Raw genomic sequence first — 20,034 nt, 5'->3', positions numbered from 1 at the left:
CGTTTCGTGCGGGCCGTACTCGCGCTCCGCACCCGCCTCGCCCGGAAGGAGAACACCCATGGGACAGCGCACGCCGCTCTATGATTTGCACGTCGCCCTCGGCGCCAAGATCGTCGATTTCGGCGGTTGGGACATGCCGTTGCACTACGGCTCGCAAGTCGAAGAGCACCACCAGGTACGTCGCGATTGCGGCGTGTTCGACGTTTCCCACATGACTGTGGTCGACGTCACCGGTCCGCAGGCCAAGGAATACCTGCAGCGACTCCTGGCCAACGACGTCGAGCGACTTCAGGTTCCGGGCAAGGCGCTGTACAGCGGCATGCTCAACGAACGCGGCGGGGTGGTCGACGACTTGATCGTCTACCTCGGCGTGTACGGCTACCGCGTGGTGGTCAACGCCTCCACCCGCGACAAGGACATGGCCTGGATGCAGGCCCACACCGAAGGCTTCGACGTCACCCTGACCGAACGCCCGGACCTGGCGATGCTGGCCGTGCAGGGCCCCAACGCCCGCGAGAAGACCGCCGAGCTGGTCACGCCCTCCCGCGCCGCGCTGATCCGCGAACTCAAGCCCTTCCAAGGCAAGGCCGACGGTGACTGGTTCATCGCCCGTACCGGGTACACCGGCGAGGACGGCCTGGAAATCATGCTGCCGGCCGTCGAGGCGCAAGGCTTCCTCAACGACCTGGTCGGCGCCGGTATTGCCCCGGCGGGCCTGGGCGCACGCGATACCCTTCGCCTGGAAGCCGGGATGAATCTCTACGGCCAGGACATGGACGAAGACGTCACCCCGCTGGCTGCCAACATGGGTTGGACCATTGCCTGGGAACCCGAAGCCCGCGACTTCATCGGCCGCAAGGCCCTGGAAGCGCAGAAGGCTGCCGGCGATGCGCCCAAGCTGGTCGGCCTGGTGCTGGAAGAGCGCGGCGTGCTGCGCGCCCACCAGGTGGTTCGCGTTGCCGGCGTCGGCGACGGCGAGATCACCAGCGGCAGTTTCTCCCCCACGCTCGGCAAGTCCATTGCCCTGGCCCGCGTGCCGGCGGCCACCGGCGACCGCGCCGAAGTGGAAATCCGTGGCAAGTGGTACCCGGTCCGCGTCGTTCAGCCGAATTTCGTGCGTCATGGCAAAGCCCTGATCTAAATTGCATGATCTAACTTAGAAGAGGGCGGCATCGCCGCCCGTCGCCCAGTCCTCGAGGAACAACAAGATGAGCAATATCCCCGCCGACCTGCGTTATGCCGCCAGCCACGAGTGGGCGCGCCTGGAAGCCGACGGTACCGTGACCGTGGGCATTTCCGACCATGCCCAGGAAGCCCTGGGTGACGTGGTCTTCGTCGAACTGCCGGAAGTGGGCAAGACCCTCGCCGCCGGCCAGGAAGCTGGTGTCGTCGAGTCGGTGAAAGCCGCTTCGGACATCTACGCCCCGGTGGGCGGCGAAGTCATTGCCGTCAACGACGTGCTGGCCGACACCCCCGAAGAAGTGAACAACGACCCGTACGGTTCCTGGTTCTTCAAGCTCAAGCCGAGCAACCCGGCCGAGCTGGACAAGCTCCTCGACGCCGCCGGCTACCGCGCTGCCAGCGACGCCGACGCGTAAGACACTGCTGTAAACACAGGCCTCGACTCGTCGGGGCCTGTTCTTTTTAGGGAACGACCCTTTCGAGACCGTGGCCATGTCGAACACCCCTTCGCTTTCCCAGCTGCACCAGCCTGATGCCTTCCTCGCCCGTCACTTGGGCCCCGACGCCGCCGAGCAGCAAGCTATGCTCGAGACCCTCGGGCTCGGCAACCGCGACGACCTGATCGTGCAGACGGTGCCCCCGGCGATCCGCCTGAACCGGCCGCTGGACCTGCCGACCGCCCTCGACGAACAGGGCGCGCTGGCCAAGCTGAAGGGTTACGCGCAGCAGAACGAGCTGTGGACGAGCCTGATCGGCACCGGCTACTACGGCACGTTGACTCCGACCGTCATCCTGCGCAACGTGCTGGAGAATCCGGGCTGGTACACCGCCTACACCCCGTACCAGCCGGAGATCGCCCAGGGCCGTCTCGAATCCCTGCTGAACTTCCAGCAGATGACCATCGACCTCACCGGCCTGGACCTCGCCAGCGCCTCGCTGCTCGACGAGGCTACCGCCGCCGCCGAGGCGATGGCCCTGGCCAAGCGCGTGGCCAAGGCCAAGAGCAACCTGTTCTTCGTCGACGTGCATTGCCACCCGCAGACCATCTCCGTGGTGCAGACCCGCGCCGAAGCCTTCGGCTTCGACGTGGTGGTCGACGAGGTGGACAACCTCGGCCAGCACGCCGTGTTTGGCGCGCTGCTGCAATACCCGGACACCCGTGGCGAAATCCGTGACCTGCGCGCGGTTATCGACGCGCTGCATGCCCAGCAGGCCATCGCCTGCGTCGCCAGCGACCTGCTCGCGCTGCTGCTGCTCACCCCGCCGGGCGAGCTGGGCGCTGACGTGGTGCTGGGCAGTGCCCAGCGCTTCGGCGTGCCCATGGGCTACGGCGGTCCGCACGCGGCCTTCTTCGCCTGCCGTGACGACTACAAGCGCGCCATGCCCGGTCGGATCATCGGCGTATCCAAGGATGCCCGTGGCAACACCGCGCTGCGCATGGCGCTGCAGACCCGTGAGCAGCACATCCGCCGCGAGAAGGCCAACTCCAACGTCTGTACCTCGCAGGTGCTGCTGGCCAACATCGCCAGCCTGTACGCCGTTTATCACGGACCGCAGGGCCTGAAACGCATCGCCCAGCGCGTGCACCGCCTGACTTCGGTGCTGGCCGCCGGCCTCGCCGCCAAGGGCGTGAAGATCGTCAACCAGCACTTCTTCGACACCCTGACCCTGGATGTCGGCGCCGGCCAGCAGGCCATCGTCGAGCGCGCTCGCGCCGCCCGGGTGAATCTGCGCATCGTCGGTGAAGACCGCCTGGGCGTGAGCCTGGACGAAACCACCAGCGCCGCCACCCTCGCCGGCCTGTTCGACATCATCCTCGGTGCCGGCCACGGCCTGGACGTCGCCCAGCTCGATGCCGGCAAGATTGCCGACGGCATCCCCGTTGACCTGCAGCGCAGCAGCGGCTACCTGAGCCACCCGGTATTCAACCGCCACCACAGCGAAACCGAGATGCTGCGCTACCTGCGCCAGCTCGAAGGCAAGGACCTGGCGCTGAACCAGTCGATGATCCCGCTGGGCTCCTGCACCATGAAGCTCAACGCCACCAGCGAGATGATCCCGATCACCTGGCCGGAATTCGCCAGCCTGCACCCCTTCGTGCCGCGCGAGCAGGCCGAGGGCTACCGACTGATGATCGAGGAGCTGGAAAGCTGGCTGTGCGCGATCACCGGTTTCGACGCCATCTGCATGCAGCCCAACTCCGGCGCCCAGGGCGAGTACGCCGGCCTGCTGGCGATCCGCAAGTACCACGAGAGCCGTGGCGATGCGCACCGCAACATCTGCCTGATCCCGTCCTCGGCCCACGGCACCAACCCGGCCTCGGCGATCATGGCGAGCATGCGCGTGGTCATCGTCGAGTGCGACAAGGGCGGCAACGTCGACCTGGAGGACCTCAAGCGCAAGGCAGCCGAAGCCGGCGAGCAGCTGTCCTGCCTGATGATCACCTATCCGTCGACCCACGGCGTGTACGAGGAAGGCATCCGCGAAATCTGCGAGGTCATCCACAGCCACGGTGGCCAGGTCTACATGGACGGCGCCAACCTCAACGCCCAGGTCGGCCTGGCGCGCCCGGCGGACATCGGCGCCGACGTGTCGCACATGAACCTGCACAAGACCTTCTGCATTCCCCACGGCGGTGGCGGCCCGGGCATGGGCCCGATCGGCGTGAAGAAGCACCTCGCGCCCTTCGTCGCCAACCACCCGGTGATCCGCATCGAAGGCCCGAACCCGCTGAACGGCGCGGTGAGCGCCGCGCCCTGGGGCAGCGCGAGCATCCTGCCGATCAGCTGGATGTACATCGCCATGATGGGCCCGCAGCTGGCTGACGCTACCGAGGTGGCGATCCTCAACGCCAACTACCTCGCGCAGCAGCTCGATGGCGCTTTCCCGGTGCTCTACCGCGGCCGCAACGAACGCGTCGCCCACGAGTGCATCCTCGACCTGCGCCCGCTCAAGGCGCAGACCGGGATCAGCGAGGAAGACGTGGCCAAGCGCCTGATGGATTACGGCTTCCACGCGCCGACGATGTCCTTCCCGGTGCCGGGCACGCTGATGGTGGAGCCCACCGAAAGCGAGTCCAAGCACGAGCTGGACCGCTTCATCGAGGCGATGCTGTCGATCCGCGCGGAGATTGCCAAGGTCGAGACCGGCGAATGGCCGGCAGAGGACAACCCGCTCAAGCGCGCGCCGCACACCCTGGCGGACGTTACCGGGTTGTGGGATCGGCCTTACCCGATCGCCGAAGCGGTGACCCCGACCGAGCACACCCGCGCCTTCAAGTACTGGCCGGCGGTGAACCGCGTGGACAACGTCTACGGCGACCGCAACCTGTTCTGCGCCTGCGTGCCGGTGGACGATTACCGCGAGTGAGCGGTGCGCTGAAGCGACTGTGCGCTGAATGAAAAAGCCGCCTTCGGGCGGCTTTTTCATTGGAGCCGGTGCGGGCCGAGGCACGTCAGAGTTCGGCGGCGATACCTGGCGTCCGCTGCAGTCGCGTTCCTGAGAGGGGCGCCGGTGTCTGCGGCGGGGCTCAGGGCTTGAGCTGCAAGCGGCCGATCAGGCGGATCAGGAACACGAACAGCAGGATCATCAGTACATTGCTGAGCATGCCGATCAGGTTGTAGACGGTCGAGGGCAGCAGCGAGTAGATCTCAAGGCCGACCACGCTGAGCAGGCGGCTGAGCAGCCAGAAGCCTTCACTGACGATCAGCAGGATCAGGGTGATCTTCAACGGCTGGATGGGATCGTTCATGGGACACTCCGTGTCGGATTGGGAGTGTCAGTAGAACACAGGCGCGGCCGCTCGGCGTGGCCCGCGGCGAACGCCACGGGCCGCGCCGGAGGGTGTCACTGGGTGGGTGCGTCATCGCGGCGGACGAGGATGGCGTTGGCCAGCTCCATGTCGCTGCGATCCTGCAGCGCGGCGTCGTCGCTGCGCAGGCGCGTGAGGGCGGCTTCCAGGTAGGGACCGCGGATGGCGCCGTCACTGGCGACGAAGGCGCTGGCGTCGTCCTGGGCGGCAACGATCAGCTTGTCGTGCTTGAAGGTCAGGTAGGTCGACGCGGTGGTGGCGCCGGACGAGATGATGTCGCGCCAGAAGCCGTCGGCCATGGCCGAAGCAACGGGCAGGGCGATCAGGGCAAAGGCCGTGGCCAGTTTCGCGGTACGCATCGGGTACACCTCGGCAAGGTCCGTGTACAGGTGAGAGGTGCGGCGCCTGGCGGGAGTTCCAAGATTCTGCGAAGAAGGTGCGCGAGCGGTCGCCCACGCACCTTGACGGGACTCAGCGCTGGGCGGCGAGGATGGCCGAGGCCAGCTCGGCGTCGCTGGCTTGCGCCAGGGTTGGGTCTGCGCTGCGCATCTGCTGCAGCGTGGCTTCCAGGTAGGGGCCGCGGATGGCGCCATCGGTGGCAATGAAACTGGCGGCATCGTCCTGGGCCGGGCCGATCAGCTTGTGATCGTCATGGCTGGTCAGGTAGCTCGACGCGGTGGTGGCGCCGGAGGTCAGGACGCTGCGCCAGAAGTCACGATCTTCGGCCATGGCGCAGGTGAGGGGGAGCAGGGTGAGGGCTACGACAATAGGGGCAGAACGGCGACGCATGATGCTTCCTTGAGTGATTTCGCGCCTCTCAGAGCATCGGAAAATTCCGCAGTTCCGTCCTGCCGTCGGAAATGTCTGTCGCCGTAGCGGTCTTTGCCGGAGTTGCCTGTCGTCTTGGCCGTCACTCGCGCTTGAGCGAGGGGTCGTCCGGGTTCTGCTGCTCCAGCTCCGCCGTCAATTGCTGCACCTTCTGGAACTGTCCGGTTTCCCTCAGGTAGTCGAGCAGTGTCAGGCGCGCGGCGCGGTTGGCCGGGTGCCGTTGCAGCAACTGCTCCAGTTCATGGCAGGCGCCATCGGCGTCGCCGGTGTCGTGCAGGGCGATTGCCAGCACGTAGCGGAACTGGTCGTCGTCCGGCGCCAGGCGCACGGCTTCGCGCAGTTCCTTCAGCGCTTGCGGTCTCTGGCCCGCGCGGACAAGGGCGAGGCCGTTGACGTGGTGCAGCAGGCCGGAGCCGGGGTGCAGGCGCAGGCTGTCTTCCAGCAATTGGCGCGCCTCGGGCGCTCGGCCGCTGGCTTCGAGCCACTGGATCAGCGTCACCGTGGCCGGGAGGAAGTCCGGATTGCGGGCGATGGCGGCGCGCAGCGCAGGCTCCACCTTTTCCGGTCGATTGGTGGCCTGGTAGAGCATGGCGAGGTTGAGGTTCGCTTCGGCGCGCTCGGTCAGGTCGTTCTGAACCTCTTCGTACTCGCTCAGGCCCTTCTCCAGCGCGGCGCTGAGGCCGGCGCGGGTCTGCGGCGGCAACTGCGCGAGTTGCCAGGCGGCGGCGATGCGGACGGCGCGGATCGGATCATTCAGCAGCGGCGCCAGCAGCGTCGGCAGCACCAGGCCCTGTTGCGGGCCGTTGGCGAGCGACAGCAGCACGTTGATGGCGGCGGTTCGTACTTGCGGGTCGGCGTCCTTCAGCGCCAGCGCGGCCAGTTCCAGCGAGCGCTGGCTTGGGTAGCTGGGCAGCTCGGCGATCAGCGTGGCGCGGCGGATCGCTGGCAGGCTGGTGTCCGCCAGCAGCAGATGCAGGGCGCGGGAGGCGCCGGGCTTGCCATTGCGGGCTTTCCACAGGGTGTCGTCATAACGCGGGACGGGGTTGCTGGAGGCGTTGGCCTTGGTCGGCAGTTCGCTGGCGTACCACTGGCGGAACTGGTCGCTGATCTTCTTCGCCGGGGTGTCCTTGTGGCAGGCCAGGCAGGCATCCGGTGCACCGATACGTCGGGCGTGCGCCGGATTGGGCAGGGTGAATCCATGGTCGTGGCGGTAGTCGTTGACCATATAGTAGCGGCCCGGCATGTGGCAGGACGTGCACTGCGCGCCAGGGGTGCCGGGCTCGTGGTGGGTGTGCTCGGGGGAGTCGTAGTTCTTCGCCTGCAGGCCCTTGCCATCAATCTGCGGGCGCACCGCCTTGCCGGCGGTGTTGTGGCATTGCAGGCAGACGCCGTTGCCCGGCGCTTTCAGTTCGCCGCTGTGGGGGTTGTGGCAGTCGGTGCACTGCACGCCCTTGGCGAACATCTTGCTCTGGGTGAAGGAGCCCCATTCGAAGACTTCGTCCTTGATCTTGCCGTCGATCTCGTAGAGTTCGCGGGTCAGGGGGCTGGGCAGGTAATCGTCCATGAAGCGGTGCTGGTTCTGGTAGCCGTCGCCCAGCGGTGCGCGGCGGGCGTGGCAGCGCGCGCAGGTCTCGACGATGGTGCTCTGGCTGGCGTTCTGCAGCGGCACGTCAAAGCCCTTCGCGACGTCGCGGTCGGGCTTCCGCGCCCACTCCAGGTGCTTCGACGCCGGCCCGTGGCAGGCCTGGCAGCCGACGCCGAGGCTGTTCCAGTGGCTGGCGAAAGTGTCGGTTTTTGCGTCGTAGTTGCGCTTGAAACCGGTGGTGTGGCACTCGACGCACATGAAGTTGGCGTTCTGCGCGGGGCGGGTCCAGTGCAGTTCGTCCTTGAAGTCGATGCGCTGGCCGGGCATCAGCTGGAACCACTGGTGCTTGCGGCTATCCCAGGCGACGCCGAGGGCCTGCAGGCGACCGCCAGGATACGCCAGAAGATACTGCTGCAGCGGTTCGAAGCCGAAGGTGTAGGCGACCTTGAAGTCCGCCGGCTTGCCGTCGGCGCCGGGGGTGTTGACCCAGTACTCACCGTCCTTGCGGAAGAAGCGGCTGGTCTCGGTTTCGCCCTTGAAGGTCACATCGGCAAAGTCGCCCAGCACGTTGCCTTCAGTGGCCGGCTTCATCGCCTGCTGGTGATGCGAGCCCTGCCAGTCCTTGAGCTGCGACTGGTGGCAGCCGGCGCAGGTGGATTCATCGACCAGTTGTGCGGGCTGCACCGCCGGTGTCGGGACAGAAGCCTTGGGCGTGGTGGCCGGGATCGGTGGATGGCCGCTGGGCAGTTGCACGCCATTGTCCTGCTCGACCCAGATCCACGCCCCGATGGTAGCCAGAAGCAGAACCCCGGCGACAGCGGCGAGCCAGGTGCGGCGAAGCCCGGTGGGCTGCGCGGCGGCGGGAGCGACGGGGCGAGGCTTCTTGGTCTTGTGAGGCATGGACATCCATTTTCCGCGGCGACTCCGTGGGTAACGGAGCTTCCGCGAGCCGGTGGGTGCTGTCAACGCGGGTAGGCTGCCTTCCTTGGGAGCTGGCGGCCCGCCACGATGGAAGAATCAGGGTTGGCGAATCTCGGCGACCCTTGCGCTGTCGACTTTCACGTCGGGATTGCCGAACTGCGCGGTGAGGTAATTCACCAGAGCGGCGATCTGCTCGTCGTTCAGCGTGCCAGCAAAGCCGGGCATGAACACGTCCTCATTGCCTACCTTGCGGTGCACGCCGCCGAGCACCACCTGCACCAGATTGTCCGGCTGCAGGGCGCCCACTGCGCTGTTCTTCAGCAACATCGGGTAGTAGCCGTCCTTCACTCCTTCGCCGCTCCAGGAGTGGCAGCTGGCGCAATTGCCGAGGTAGAGGCGGGCGCCGTCGTCGTGCTTTTGCGCGGCGAAGTCCTGGCCGCGCAGGGTGGCCACATCGTCCGCCGGTTGTCCCCAGGCGAAGCGGGCCTTGCGTTCGCCATCGCTGACCTCCGGCACACTGCGCAGGTAGCTGGCGATGGCCTGCAGGTCGGCGTCGGTCATGTACTGGAAGCTGTGTTCCACTGCCTCGGCCATGGGTCCGGCGGCCTGCGCCTTGCCCGGGAGACGGCCGGTCTTCAGGTACTGAACGATCTCCGCGTCGCTCCAGCCGCCGATGCCGCTGTGGGTGTCGGGGGTGATGTTGAAGGCGTACCAGCCGCCCAGCGCGGCGCCGGCGAGGAAGCCGGCGCCGCGCTCGTCCGTGGCCTTCTCCTGGAAGGCCATGCCGCGCGGCGTATGGCAGGTGCCACAGTGGGCCAGGCCCTGGACCAGATAGGCACCACGGTTCCAGGCTGGGCTCTGCTTCGGGTTGTTCTGGTAGACCGCGTCTTCGTGGAACAGCAGGTTCCAGATTGCCAGCGGCCAGCGCATGTTCAGCGGCCAGACGATGTCGGAATCCTGGTTGGGCTGCGCGACGGCCTGCACGCCGCCTTCGAGGAACCAGGCGTAGAGCGCCTTCATGTCCTCATCGGTGATCTTCGAGTAGGCGGTGTAGGGCATCGCCGGGTAGAGCCGTGTGCCGCCCTTGGCCACGCCTTCGCGCACGGCACGGGCGAAGTCGTCGTAGCTGTAGCTGCCGATGCCGGTCTTCGGGTCGGGGGTGATGTTGGTGGAGTACACCGCCCCCAGCGGCGTGGCCAGCGGCAGGCCGCCGGCGAAGGGTTTGCCGCCGGGCGCGGTATGGCAGGCCGCACAGTCGCCAGCGCGGGACAGGTATTCGCCGCGTTGCAGCAACTCCGTCGGCGCAGGGTCAAGGGCCTTGGCGGCATGGGCGGCCAGCGGTGCAGCCAGCAGGGCGAGCAGCAGGAAGCGCTTCATGCCTTGGCCTCCCGCTTCAGGTGGTCGGCCAGGCGCAGGGCCAGGGCGGCGATGGTCAGGGTGCAGTTCACCGAGCCGACGGTGGGCATTACGCCGCTGCTGGCGATGAACAGGTTGGGGTGGTCGTGGCTGCGGCACTGGGTATCCACCACCGAGTCCTTCGGGTCTGCGCCCATCAGTACGGTGCCGGTGATGTGGTTGTTGTTGGCGAAGCTGTCGTCGAACTGCACCTCTTCGCCGCCCAGCAGTTTGGCCGCGTGGGCATAGACCTCGCGGGTGTGCACCGCGCTCTTGCGCACGTAGTCGTCCATTGCATAGGTGAACTCGGGCTTGGGGATGCCCGCCGCGTCGCGTTCGGTGGCGCTGGGCACGATGCGGTTCTCCGGGTGCGGGAGGATTTCGTGGAAGCTGTCGAAGCGCACGAAACGCGCGGCGCGGTCGCGAATCTTCGCTTCCAGGTCATGGCCGAGTAGCAGCGGCCCGTGGCGGATCAGCTCGGCTGCCACCTGGTCGGTGCGCGAGAGGTTGGACAGGTGGATCTTCTTCGAGGCGTATTCGCTGCGGAAGGCGCCATCGCGGAAGCCCACCATGGAGGTCATCTCCTGCGGCCCGCGCCCCGGCCAGAGCTTCTCGTCGGCATAGAACTGCACGGCGGTGCCGGGGTGGTCCATGAGGTTGCGGCCGACCATGTCCGAGCTGTTGCCGACCTCGGACATCAGCATCAGCTTGGGCGTCTCGATGCCGTTGGCTGCGAGGATGAAGGTATCGCCCTCGACGCGCATCTCGTTGCCCTGCGGGTCCTTGTACAGCGCCGCGACTATCTTGCCGCCGTCGCCCTTCTCCAGCTTGAACACCACGGCGTTCTCGACCAGCCGCGCGCCAGCGGCCTCGGCCTTCTCGACGTGGACGATGCCGTTGTACATGGCGCCGATGGGGCAGATCGGCATGCAGTTGTTGTTGCCGCAGCAGGTCGGCCGACCATCGTAGGGGCGGCTGTTGCGCGCCACCGGTTCGGTGACCACGCGGTAGCCGTTGGCGTTGAGCAGGGTCTTGATGCGCTGCTCATTCCACGACAATGGCAGCGGCGGCATCGGGTAGGGCTGGCTGCGGGGCGAGTCGAGCTCTTCGTCGCCGGGGCCCCAGACGCCCAGTTCCTCCTCGGCGCGTTGGTACCAGGGCTCCAGCTCGGCGTACTCGATGGGCCAGTCGCGGCCCACGCCGTAGAGGCTGCGCAGCTTGAAGTCGTTGGGCAGGAAGCGCCAGGCGGACGCCGCCCAGTGCCAGGTGGTGCCGCCCACGGCGCGGATGTACTGCACGTCGTAGGGGTGTTCGCCCTTCTGGATCAGGTAGTGGTTGTCCGGCTTGAACTGCGGATGCGGCGCGTGCGGGCTGGATGGGTAAGGCGCCTGGTTGTCGGATTTGTCCGCCTGGTTCCGGAAGCGCTCGACGATCTCCCAGCGGCCCATGCGCGGGCCGGCTTCGAGGATCAGCACGTCCTTGCCGGCCAGTGCCAGCTGATGGGCGACCAGGGCGCCGGCCACACCGGAGCCGACCACCACGAAATCCGCGCGTTGCGTCTCGGCCATGCTCATGCCCCCCGCTCGGTGGGCTGCGCCGCCCAGAAGCCCGGCTTGTTCGGGCAGTAGCTGCGGATCACCAGTACATCGTCCACCGCGCGGAACATCAGCGCCTGCTCGTAGGTGACGACCGTGGCGCTGGTGTCATCGCCGACCTGCCCCAGGTACCAGCCGCCGAGTATCTGCCGGGCCAGCCACTGCTGGCGCTCATTCCAGCTGTCCGGCGCGTCGCCCAGCCGTTCGAGCAGCTCGGCCAGGCTCTGCTTGAGCGCGGTGTCGCGCTGCGCCAGGGCCTGGAACAGCCGCTGGCCGATACGTGGATCGAGGTTGCTGCGCCCGGTGAGGCGCTGGGAGAGGGTCATGAAGCCTTCGAGCTCCTTCTCGGCCTGGGGTGTCAGCGCGGCCCAGGTGCGCGCGGCAGGGCTGAGCAGCACGCTGCCAAGGGCGGCGCTGGCGCAGGCCACCGCCAGCAGGCGTCGGCGCGAAAGGGGAAAGGCGGGCAGTGGTGCCTCGGACATGACAACCTCTCTTGCAACAGGCGAACGGTTGGGGAGCGCGGTCTGTCGCCGCTTGAATACTGGCGCTGGATGCTTCCATCGGCCGCGTCGCCGGTCTGTCGGTCGGACTGGCGATAGCGTGCCCAGGCCCTTAGTATTGCCGCTTGTTCAGATTCTGCCGGGCGATTGGTTCTGCCGGCGGCCCACCCCGGAGCCGCGCCGCAGAGCCCATCGACTGGCTTTTGGGTGAAACCGCAGCGATGAAACAGTACCTCGACCTCATGCGCCACGTGCGCGAACACGGCACCTTCAAAAGCGATCGCACCGGCACCGGCACCTACAGCGTGTTCGGCCACCAGATGCGCTTCGACCTCGCCGAAGGCTTCCCGCTGGTGACCACCAAGAAGTGCCACCTCAAATCGATCGTTCATGAGCTGCTGTGGTTCCTCAAAGGTTCGACCAACATCGCCTACCTGAAGGAAAACGGCGTTTCGATCTGGGACGAATGGGCAGACGAGAACGGCGACCTGGGGCCGGTCTACGGCTACCAATGGCGCTCCTGGCCGGCGCCGGACGGTCGCCACATCGACCAGATCGCCAACCTGATGGAGATGCTGAAGAAGAACCCGGACTCGCGCCGCCTGATCGTCTCCGCCTGGAACCCTGCGCTGATCGACGAAATGGCCCTGCCGCCGTGCCACGCGCTGTTCCAGTTCTATGTGGCCGACGGCAAGCTCAGCTGCCAGCTGTACCAGCGTTCGGCCGACATCTTCCTCGGCGTGCCCTTCAACATCGCCAGCTACGCGCTGCTGACCCTGATGGTGGCGCAGGTTGCCGGGCTGCAACCGGGCGAGTTCATCTGGACCGGTGGCGATTGTCACCTGTACGCCAACCACCTGGAGCAGGCCGACCTGCAGCTGACCCGCCAGCCGTTGCCGCTGCCCACCATGAAGATCAACCCCGAGGTAAAGGACCTGTTCGACTTCCGCTTCGAGGACTTCGAGCTGGTCGGCTACGAAGCTCACCCGCACATCAAGGCACCGGTCGCTGTCTGACCTGTCCTCGATGAAGTAAAGGCCGGCGCAATGCCGGCCTTTTTTGTTTCCGCGCGGCCTGGCCTTGGCTGCGAGCTCTTCATAGGAGCGAGCTTGCTCGCGAACCGCTCAGGCTTTGAGCGGGACCCTGTTCGCGAGCATGCTCGCTCCTACAGGACCTTCAGCGATCCAACGCCCATAAACGGCTAAACCATTCACTCGGTGAATAACCGTTCCGCCTGGCGGTACAAGGTTCCATAGGGCTGCATCCTATTGCTATGCTCCCCCGGCTGGCCGCCGAACAGCGGCCAACGGATTTTCCGCACTACAACGACAAGACCGGGGACCGTCATGCAGCCTTTCAGCTTCGCCACCACGGCGCAGATTCTCTGCGAAAGTGGTTCCGCCGCCCGCCTGGGTGAGCTCTGCCGCGAGCGCGGAGCCCAGCGCGTGCTCATCGTCACCGACCCCGGCATCACCCGCCTGAACATGCTCGAGGGCGTGCTGCCGGGCTTCGCTGCGGCCGGCGTGGCGGTGGAAGTCTTCGATCAGGTGCTGGCCGACCCGCCGGAAAGCATCGTGCTGGAAGCCTCTGACCAGGCGCGCAGGATGGCCGCGCAGCTGGTAATCGGCTTTGGCGGCGGCAGCTCGATGGATGTCGCCAAACTGGTCGCGCTGCTGGCCCACCCGCTGGCGTCACAGGGCCTGAAGGATGTCTTCGGCGTCGGCAACGCCCGTGGCCCGCGACTGCCACTGATCCAGGTGCCGACTACCGCCGGTACCGGTTCGGAAGTCACGCCGATTGCCATCGTCACCACCGGCGAGACCACCAAGATGGGCGTGGTCAGCCCGCACCTGCTGCCGGACCTGGCCGTGCTCGACGCCGACCTCACCCTCGGCCTGCCGCCGGCTGTCACCGCTGCTACCGGCATCGACGCCATGGTTCATGCCATCGAGGCGTATACCAGCAAGCTGAAGAAGAATCCGCTGTCCGACCTGCTGGCCCGCGAGGCCCTGCGCCTGCTGGCGCTGAACCTCGACGAGGCGGTGCACAACGGTCGCAACCGCGAGGCACGCCAGGCCATGCTGCTGGGCGCCTGTCTCGCCGGGCAGGCCTTCGCCAACGCCCCGGTGGCGGCCGTGCACGCGCTGGCCTATCCGCTGGGCGGGCACTTCCACATTCCCCACGGACTGAGCAACGCGCTGGTTCTGCCCGAGGTGATCCGCTTCAATGCGCCCAACGCCGGCCCGCTTTACGCCGAGCTGGCGCCGCTGCTACTGGGTGAGCGCCTGCGCAGCAATGCTGATCGCACTGAGCAGTTCATCGCCGAACTCGCCGACCTCAGCCCGCGCAGCGGCCTGCCATCGCGGCTGCGTGATGCCGGCGTGCCGGAGGGCAGCCTGCCGCGCCTGGCCGCCGATGCGATGCTGCAGCAGCGCCTGCTGGTGAATAATCCCCGCGAAGTCAGCGAGAGCGACGCGCTGGCTATCTATCGAGCCGCCTTCTGAGAACCCGATGAGCGAACAGCACCCCAGCCACGCCGACTACGCGCACTTCCAGCCGATCACCACGCGCTGGCACGACAACGACATCTACGGCCACGTGAACAACGTGACCTACTACGGTTTCTTCGACACGGCGGTGAATACCTACCTGATCGAGCGCGGCGGCCTGGATATCCACGACGGCGACGTGGTGGGTTTCGTGGTCAGTTCCAGCTGCGACTACTTCGCGCCGGTGGCCTTCCCCGAGCGCATCGAGGTCGGCCTGCGGGTCGGCAAGCTGGGCAACAGCTCGGTGCAGTACGAACTGGCGATCTTCCGTGAGGGTGATGAACTGGCCTGCGCGGCCGGCAAGTTCGTGCACGTGTTCGTGGACCGCGCCAGCAATCGACCCGTGTCGATACCCCCGGCGCTACGCGGGGCGATAGAAGTGCTGGTTCGCGGCTGATTCGCACCGCTCTGCAAGGCCCCACCCTGCTGTCTTCTTCGGAAAGTCCGTGCCTGTGTTTCCCTCTCCCTGAAGGGAGAGGGGACTGATTGGCATCAAGCGAAGCACCGAGCTGACCGACGGCATCGGACGACTCCCTCTCCCTTCAGGGAGAGGGCGGGGGGAGAGGGGAGCCCCAGCGCGGAGTTTCCAGGTAGGGGCGGACGTCTCACCAGCCCATCGGGTAATGCTCGATGCGGCAGGGCCGGCTGTTGCCGTCGCCCTTGCAGATGCCGTCCAGGTACTGGTAGCGCATCCACACCCGTTGCCCGGCCGCAGGCCAGTGCTGGCGTGGGATGCGGCTCTGCCAGTCGGCGCTTTCCGGTTCGAAGGCGATGACCTCGCCCGGGCTCGGGCACTCGGTACCCGCCGAGCGCGGCTTGGCCGATGCGACCCGGCCTTCCAGCCCGCGCACGGGCAGCTTCAGTGCTCCGGTGATTTCCACTTCCAGCTGGCAGACCTGCCAGTCCCCGGCGTACGCGGTCTGCGCGGCGCCAAGCGTCAGCAGCAGTCCGGCGGCAGCGAGAGCTTTCACGAGTAACTCCTTGTCGGCAGTGATCCTTCCCCGGCAAGCCTATACCAGCCTCGCGGGATGACACGGGGCTTGTCCTGGGCGGCGCGTCCGGCCTATGCTGGCCGCCGGTCGGCAGTTCACCCAGGCGTCGCCGCCTCCGTATGGAGAGCGCTAAACCTGCCGCGCGGTTCCCCGCACCTTTGACGATCCGACACACTTTCCCCGTGCCGCATCGGAATGGCGACCCCCGATAACCTCCTGCGCGAGGTCTTGGCACGCAACGAGGATTGCACTGTGTCCAGGCAACGCTTGCCCTATCACGCCCCCGACATCTCTGCCCTGGCGAAATCGCTGGCGCACCAGCTCGATGAATCGCCCGAGCGGCCCGGTCATGTCGACCTGCTCAACCTGCTCGCCCGCGCGGTGGGCTTCCGCAACTACCAGGCGCTGCGCGCCAGCCATCAGGCCGAGACGCGCCTGGCGCGTGAAGCCGAGCCCGAGGCGGTGGTGGATTTCCGCCTCGTCGAGCAATGGCGGCGCTACTTCGATGACGCCGGCTGCCTGCAACGCTGGCCGAAGAAGCACAGCCACCGCGAGGCCTGCCTCTGGGTGCTGTGGTCGCGGCTACCGGCACGGCAGCGCTGGAACGAGCGCGAGCTCAACGATCGGCTGCGCGCCCAGGAATGCCTGGGTGACCACCTGCTGCTACGAAGGGCGCTGGTAGACGGTGGCTGGCTCGCGCGCACCGAAGATGGCGGCGAGTACTGGCGCATCGAGCGGCGGCCGCCGATGGAGCTGAGCGCGTTGCTGTCCTGCTTGCCGGCATGCGCCTGAGCTCTAAGCCCTAAGCCCTGAACGAAAAAGCCCGCCTATTGGCGGGCTTTTTCACACGGGCATCCGTCAGTCGTCGTGATGCTTGTGTTTGTGCTTGTAGTGGCCTTTGCCTTTGTTGTGGCTGTGGCCGCTGCTGTGGTGATCGTCGTCGTTGTTCTTGTCGGCCATGTGGTTGCCCAGCGCGCCGCCAGCCGCACCACCCAGGCCCGCGCCGATGGCGCCACCGGTGGAGCCGCCGACCTTGTTGCCAATGACCGAGCCGCCGGCCGCACCCAGGCCGCCACCGATGGCTGCCTCGGTCTTGTTGCCGTTCTTCGCGCCCATCGCGCCGCCAGCCGCACCACCTACGCCAGCACCGATGGCCGCACCGGTGGAGCCGCCCAGTGCGCCGCCGACCACGTTGCCGAGGGCGCCGCCGACGCCGCCGCCAATGGCAGATTTGGTGTCGTCAGCCATGGCATGGCTGGCCAGCAGGGCCAGTGCCAGAACAGAAAGAGTCTTACGCATGTTGCGAACCTGAATGTAGGAATTATCGGGAGAATTGTCCCGCACACAAAACAGCCGGGCAATCAGGCCCGGCTGCCAGTCGTCGTTTCCGTGGACTGATCGCGGTTAGTTATGCCGCGGATCAATCCCAGTCGCGATGATGGTGCTTGTGCTTGTACCAGCCGCGGTGGCGGCCGTTGTCGTGCCAGCGGCGATCATAATGACGATGGTCGTCGTAACGGGCGCGACGGTAGCCGCGGTAGTCGTCATCGTCGTCATCGCGGTTGCTGTCGGCGTAATGGTTGCCCAACGCGCCGCCTGCGCCGCCGCCGAGGGCCGCGCCGATCAGGCCACCGGTGGTGCCGCCCATTTTGTTGCCCAGCACCTGGCCGCCGGCTGCGCCCAGGCCGCCGCCGATGGCGGCTTCTGTCTTGTTGCCGTGGCGGGCGCCCATTGCGCCGCCTGCTGCACCGCCAAGGCCGCCACCGATGGCGGCGCCGGTGCTACCGCCGACCGCCTGGCCGACCGCAGTGCCCAATACCCCGCCCAGGGCGCCACCGACGCCGGCACGGGTGTCGCCGTCCGCAAAGGCGGTACCACCGACCAGCGCAAAAGACAACAGGAGCATCGAGGAGTACTTCATAGAGAGGATCTCTCTGTGGGGATGTTGGAAGCGATCCTCGGTTCGTGCGAAGGCTCTGACAAGGGGGTTCCGACGAGTAACACGACTTTCATCAAATATTGCAAGTATTTGATTTATGGTCAGAACTTTTTCGATTTCGGGCGGTCTGAGTGTTATTCAAGGGTTCCATTTGTGAGGTGTTTTTCTCGCAAATTGCCATTGAAATGATGGCTTTTCACGAAAATTTCCTTGGCCCTTCCGAGTTTACCTTTCATCCCTTTCTGACATGGCACCAATCCAGCGGATTTTTCGCAGGAAGAAGCGCTCGCGCGCGCCTGACAGCTTCGCGAGCAAGCTCGCTCCTACGAAGAGCATGTAAGCCGGAACCTGTAGGAGCGAGCTTGCTCGCGAACTGGAGGCAGGCGGCGCTCCCAGCGGAGCGCTGTGAGGGGCGTCAAACGATCCGCAGACTCGGCCGCGCCTTCTCGAAACGGATGGCGACGAACTTCGAGGTCGGCGTATGGCTGCCCACGCCGTGGCTGTCCAGCGGCACCAGCGGGTTGGTTTCCGGGTAATAGGCCGCGGCCTGACCAGCGGGGATGTCGTAGGCCAGCAGTGTGAAGCCGCTGACGCGGCGGTCCACGCCATCGGACCAGAGCGACACCATGTCTACCTTCTCGCCGGGCTCGAAGCCCAGGCGGCGGATGTCGGCCTCGTTGGCGAACACCACCTCGCGGTGCCCGCGCACGCCGCGGTAGCGGTCATCCAGGCCGTAGATGGTGGTGTTGTATTGGTCGTGGGAACGCAGCGTCTGCAGGATCAGGTGTGGCTCCTGGCCGGTCTCGCGGATCTTCGCGTGGATCAGGTCGGTCGGCAGCGGATGATGGTGGAAGTTGGCCTTGCCGCTGGCGGTGTTCCAGCGCCGCGAACCGGCCGAGTTGCCCAGATGGAAGCCGCCGGGATTGGCTACGCGGCGATTGAAGTCGCTGAAGCCGGGAATGGTGTCGGCGATCAGGTCGCGGATGCGGTCGTAGTTGGCGATCATCGCGTCCCAGTCCACCGGGTGGTTGCCCAAGGTTGCCTTGGCGATGCCGGCGATGATCGCGGGCTCGGAGCGCATCTGCTTCGACGAGGGCTCCAACTGTCCGAAGGACGCGTGGATCATGCTGAAGGAATCTTCCACGGTCACCGCCTGCGGGCCTTCTGCCTGGCGGTCGATGTCGGTGCGGCCCAGGCACGGCAGGATCAGCGCGTCGCCGCCGACGGTGAGGTGGCTGCGGTTGAGCTTGGTGCTGATCTGCACGGTCAGCGCGCAATTGCGCAAGGCTTGATGAGTGCGCCGGCTGTCCGGGGTCGCCTGGGCGAAGTTGCCGCCCAGGCCGATGAATACCTTCGACTGGCCATCGAGCATGGCGTTGATCGCCTCGACGGTGTTGTGGCCGTTCTCGCGCGGCACCTTGAACTGGAAGCGGCGCTCGATGGCGTCGAGCAACGCGGCCGGCGGGCGGTCGTTGATGCCCATGGTTCGATCGCCCTGCACGTTGCTGTGGCCGCGCACCGGGCACAGGCCGGCGCCGGGGCGGCCGACGTTGCCGCGCAGCAGTTGCAGGCTGACCAGTTCCTGGATGGTCGGCACCGAGTGGTGGTGCTGGGTGATGCCCATGGCCCAGCAGACGATCACGCGGTCTGCGCGGCGGTACATGATCGCGGCCTGCTCGATCTCCTCGAGACTCAGGCCCGACTGCTGGACGATGTGGTCCCAGCTGGTGTCGTCCACGGCGGCTAGGTAGGCGTCGACGCCCTGGGTATGCTCGGCGATGAATTCATGGTCGAACACTGCCGGCTCGCCCTTGGCCTGGGCTTCGCGTTCCCATTGCAGGAGGAACTTGGCCATGCCGCGAACGGCGGCCATGTCGCCGCTCAGGGCGGGGCGGAAGAACGCGGTGTTCAGCGGCTCGGAGCCGTTGGTGAGCATTTCCAGCGCATGCTGCGGGTGCTGGAAGCGTTCCAGGCCGCGCTCCTTCAGCGGGTTGAAGGCGACCACTTGGGCGCCGCGCTTTACCGCCTCGCGCAGCGGTTCGAGCATGCGCGGGTGGTTGGTGCCGGGGTTCTGGCCGAAGACGAAGATCGCGTCGGCATGCTCGAAGTCGTCGAAGGTCACGCTGCCCTTGCCGACGCCGACGCTCTGGCCCAGGGCGACGCCGCTGGCTTCGTGGCACATGTTCGAGCAGTCGGGGAAGTTGTTGGTGCCGAAGGCGCGGACGAACAGCTGGTAGAGGAAGGCCGCCTCGTTGCTGGCCCGGCCGGAGGTGTAGAACTCGGCCTGGTCCGGGCTTTCCAGCGCATTCAGGTGCTGGGCGATCAGCGCAAAGGCATCGTCCCAGGCGATCGGCTGGTAACGGTCGGTGGTCGCGTCGTAACGCATCGGCTCGGTCAGCCGGCCCTGGTATTCGAGCCAGTAGTCGCTCTGCTCGCGCAGCGAGCTGACGCTGTGGCGGGCGAAGAAGGCCGGGTCGACGCGGCGCTTGGTGGCCTCCCAGTTCACCGCCTTGGCGCCGTTCTCGCAGAACTTCACCCGGCCGTCTTCCGGAGAGTCGCCCCAGGCGCAACCGGGGCAGTCGAAGCCGCCGTTCTGGTTGGTCTTGAGCAGGGCGCGCAGGTTCTTGAACGGCTGCTTGCTGTCCAGCCAGAAGCGCGTGACGCTGATCAGCGCGCCCCAGCCGGCGGCTGCGCCCTTGTAGGGTTGGTAGCGGGGATTCTCTTGCTGCAGGCTCAT

At 66.5% G+C, this 20,034-nt stretch carries 18 protein-coding genes; 7 read left to right on the top strand and 11 right to left on the bottom strand.

Annotated features, from left to right (window positions below; all coding sequences use genetic code 11):
* Window positions 1–58 precede the first annotated feature (58 nt).
* The 3 genes from gcvT (at window position 59) to gcvP (ending at window position 4,551) form a co-directional block, all read left to right on the top strand.
* On the top strand, window positions 59–1,141 hold the full coding sequence (gene gcvT, locus ACIPK7_RS14715) for a glycine cleavage system aminomethyltransferase GcvT (protein ID WP_192432282.1): 1,083 nt from the start codon (window positions 59–61) through the stop codon (window positions 1,139–1,141).
* Window positions 1,142–1,208: 67 nt separating this feature from the next.
* Entirely contained in the window at window positions 1,209–1,598 is a 390-nt protein-coding gene (gcvH, locus tag ACIPK7_RS14710; protein WP_045213109.1) for a glycine cleavage system protein GcvH, read from the top strand.
* A 76-nt stretch (window positions 1,599–1,674) separates the two neighbouring features.
* Entirely contained in the window at window positions 1,675–4,551 is a 2,877-nt protein-coding gene (gene gcvP, locus ACIPK7_RS14705; protein WP_401088501.1) for an aminomethyl-transferring glycine dehydrogenase, read from the top strand.
* Window positions 4,552–4,711: 160 nt separating this feature from the next.
* Here the strand turns inward: gcvP and ACIPK7_RS14700 are convergent, their stop codons facing one another.
* The 7 genes from ACIPK7_RS14700 to ACIPK7_RS14670 all read right to left on the bottom strand — a co-directional run bounded on the left by ACIPK7_RS14700 (window position 4,712) and on the right by ACIPK7_RS14670 (window position 11,799).
* Window positions 4,712–4,933: a hypothetical protein gene (locus ACIPK7_RS14700; RefSeq protein WP_401088499.1), complete on the bottom strand. Its 222-nt coding sequence runs from the start codon at window positions 4,931–4,933 to the stop codon at window positions 4,712–4,714.
* Window positions 4,934–5,028: 95 nt separating this feature from the next.
* A complete protein-coding gene (locus ACIPK7_RS14695) occupies window positions 5,029–5,352 on the bottom strand; it encodes a DUF2388 domain-containing protein (protein ID WP_401088497.1) in 324 nt (107 codons plus the stop codon).
* Window positions 5,353–5,464: 112 nt separating this feature from the next.
* Window positions 5,465–5,782 carry a DUF2388 domain-containing protein gene (locus ACIPK7_RS14690; RefSeq protein ID WP_401088495.1) on the bottom strand — a complete coding sequence of 106 codons (318 nt, stop codon included), beginning with the start codon at window positions 5,780–5,782 and terminating at the stop codon, window positions 5,465–5,467.
* A 121-nt stretch (window positions 5,783–5,903) separates the two neighbouring features.
* Window positions 5,904–8,312 (bottom strand): tetratricopeptide repeat protein, encoded by a 2,409-nt coding sequence (locus ACIPK7_RS14685; protein ID WP_401088494.1) that lies wholly within the window; start codon window positions 8,310–8,312, stop codon window positions 5,904–5,906.
* A 111-nt stretch (window positions 8,313–8,423) separates the two neighbouring features.
* Complete coding sequence (locus ACIPK7_RS14680) at window positions 8,424–9,704, bottom strand: cytochrome c (RefSeq protein WP_401088492.1); 1,281 nt, start codon at window positions 9,702–9,704, stop codon at window positions 8,424–8,426.
* Entirely contained in the window at window positions 9,701–11,290 is a 1,590-nt protein-coding gene (locus ACIPK7_RS14675) for a GMC family oxidoreductase (RefSeq protein ID WP_401088490.1), read from the bottom strand. The genes ACIPK7_RS14680 and ACIPK7_RS14675 overlap by 4 nt, the downstream gene beginning before the upstream one ends.
* 2 nt (window positions 11,291–11,292) lie before the next feature.
* The gene (locus tag ACIPK7_RS14670; protein WP_401088488.1) at window positions 11,293–11,799 is read right to left on the bottom strand and encodes a sugar dehydrogenase complex small subunit; all 507 of its coding nucleotides are present in this window, start codon (window positions 11,797–11,799) and stop codon (window positions 11,293–11,295) included.
* Between the two features lie 239 nt (window positions 11,800–12,038).
* On the opposite strand from ACIPK7_RS14670, the gene ACIPK7_RS14665 reads away from it, so the two are divergent.
* The 3 genes from ACIPK7_RS14665 to ACIPK7_RS14655 all read left to right on the top strand — a co-directional run bounded on the left by ACIPK7_RS14665 (window position 12,039) and on the right by ACIPK7_RS14655 (window position 14,763).
* Complete coding sequence (locus tag ACIPK7_RS14665) at window positions 12,039–12,833, top strand: thymidylate synthase (RefSeq protein ID WP_017521408.1); 795 nt, start codon at window positions 12,039–12,041, stop codon at window positions 12,831–12,833.
* Between the two features lie 330 nt (window positions 12,834–13,163).
* Window positions 13,164–14,321, top strand: a complete 1,158-nt coding sequence (locus tag ACIPK7_RS14660; protein ID WP_401088486.1) for an iron-containing alcohol dehydrogenase — start codon at window positions 13,164–13,166, stop codon at window positions 14,319–14,321.
* Window positions 14,322–14,328: 7 nt separating this feature from the next.
* Window positions 14,329–14,763 carry an acyl-CoA thioesterase gene (locus tag ACIPK7_RS14655; protein ID WP_401088484.1) on the top strand — a complete coding sequence of 145 codons (435 nt, stop codon included), beginning with the start codon at window positions 14,329–14,331 and terminating at the stop codon, window positions 14,761–14,763.
* Between the two features lie 208 nt (window positions 14,764–14,971).
* On the opposite strand, the gene ACIPK7_RS14650 is transcribed toward ACIPK7_RS14655, so the two are convergent.
* Window positions 14,972–15,337: a hypothetical protein gene (locus ACIPK7_RS14650; protein WP_192432274.1), complete on the bottom strand. Its 366-nt coding sequence runs from the start codon at window positions 15,335–15,337 to the stop codon at window positions 14,972–14,974.
* A gap of 273 nt (window positions 15,338–15,610) precedes the next feature.
* Here ACIPK7_RS14650 and ACIPK7_RS14645 point away from each other — a divergent pair, with 273 nt between their 5' ends.
* Window positions 15,611–16,150 (top strand): DUF2087 domain-containing protein, encoded by a 540-nt coding sequence (locus ACIPK7_RS14645; protein WP_401088482.1) that lies wholly within the window; start codon window positions 15,611–15,613, stop codon window positions 16,148–16,150.
* Window positions 16,151–16,216: 66 nt separating this feature from the next.
* On the opposite strand, the gene ACIPK7_RS14640 is transcribed toward ACIPK7_RS14645, so the two are convergent.
* The 3 genes from ACIPK7_RS14640 to ACIPK7_RS14630 all read right to left on the bottom strand — a co-directional run bounded on the left by ACIPK7_RS14640 (window position 16,217) and on the right by ACIPK7_RS14630 (window position 20,034).
* Window positions 16,217–16,657: a glycine zipper domain-containing protein gene (locus ACIPK7_RS14640; protein ID WP_192432272.1), complete on the bottom strand. Its 441-nt coding sequence runs from the start codon at window positions 16,655–16,657 to the stop codon at window positions 16,217–16,219.
* A 121-nt stretch (window positions 16,658–16,778) separates the two neighbouring features.
* Window positions 16,779–17,279 (bottom strand): hypothetical protein, encoded by a 501-nt coding sequence (locus tag ACIPK7_RS14635; RefSeq protein ID WP_401088480.1) that lies wholly within the window; start codon window positions 17,277–17,279, stop codon window positions 16,779–16,781.
* Window positions 17,280–17,712: 433 nt separating this feature from the next.
* On the bottom strand, window positions 17,713–20,034 hold the full coding sequence (locus tag ACIPK7_RS14630; RefSeq protein WP_401088479.1) for an FdhF/YdeP family oxidoreductase: 2,322 nt from the start codon (window positions 20,032–20,034) through the stop codon (window positions 17,713–17,715).

Origin of the sequence: Pseudomonas sp. NPDC086581 (assembly GCF_044746165.1) — a bacterium.
GTDB lineage: Bacteria > Pseudomonadota > Gammaproteobacteria > Pseudomonadales > Pseudomonadaceae > Pseudomonas.
Note: the sequence above shows the minus strand (reverse complement) of the source record. Positions and strands in the feature narration are given on the sequence as shown.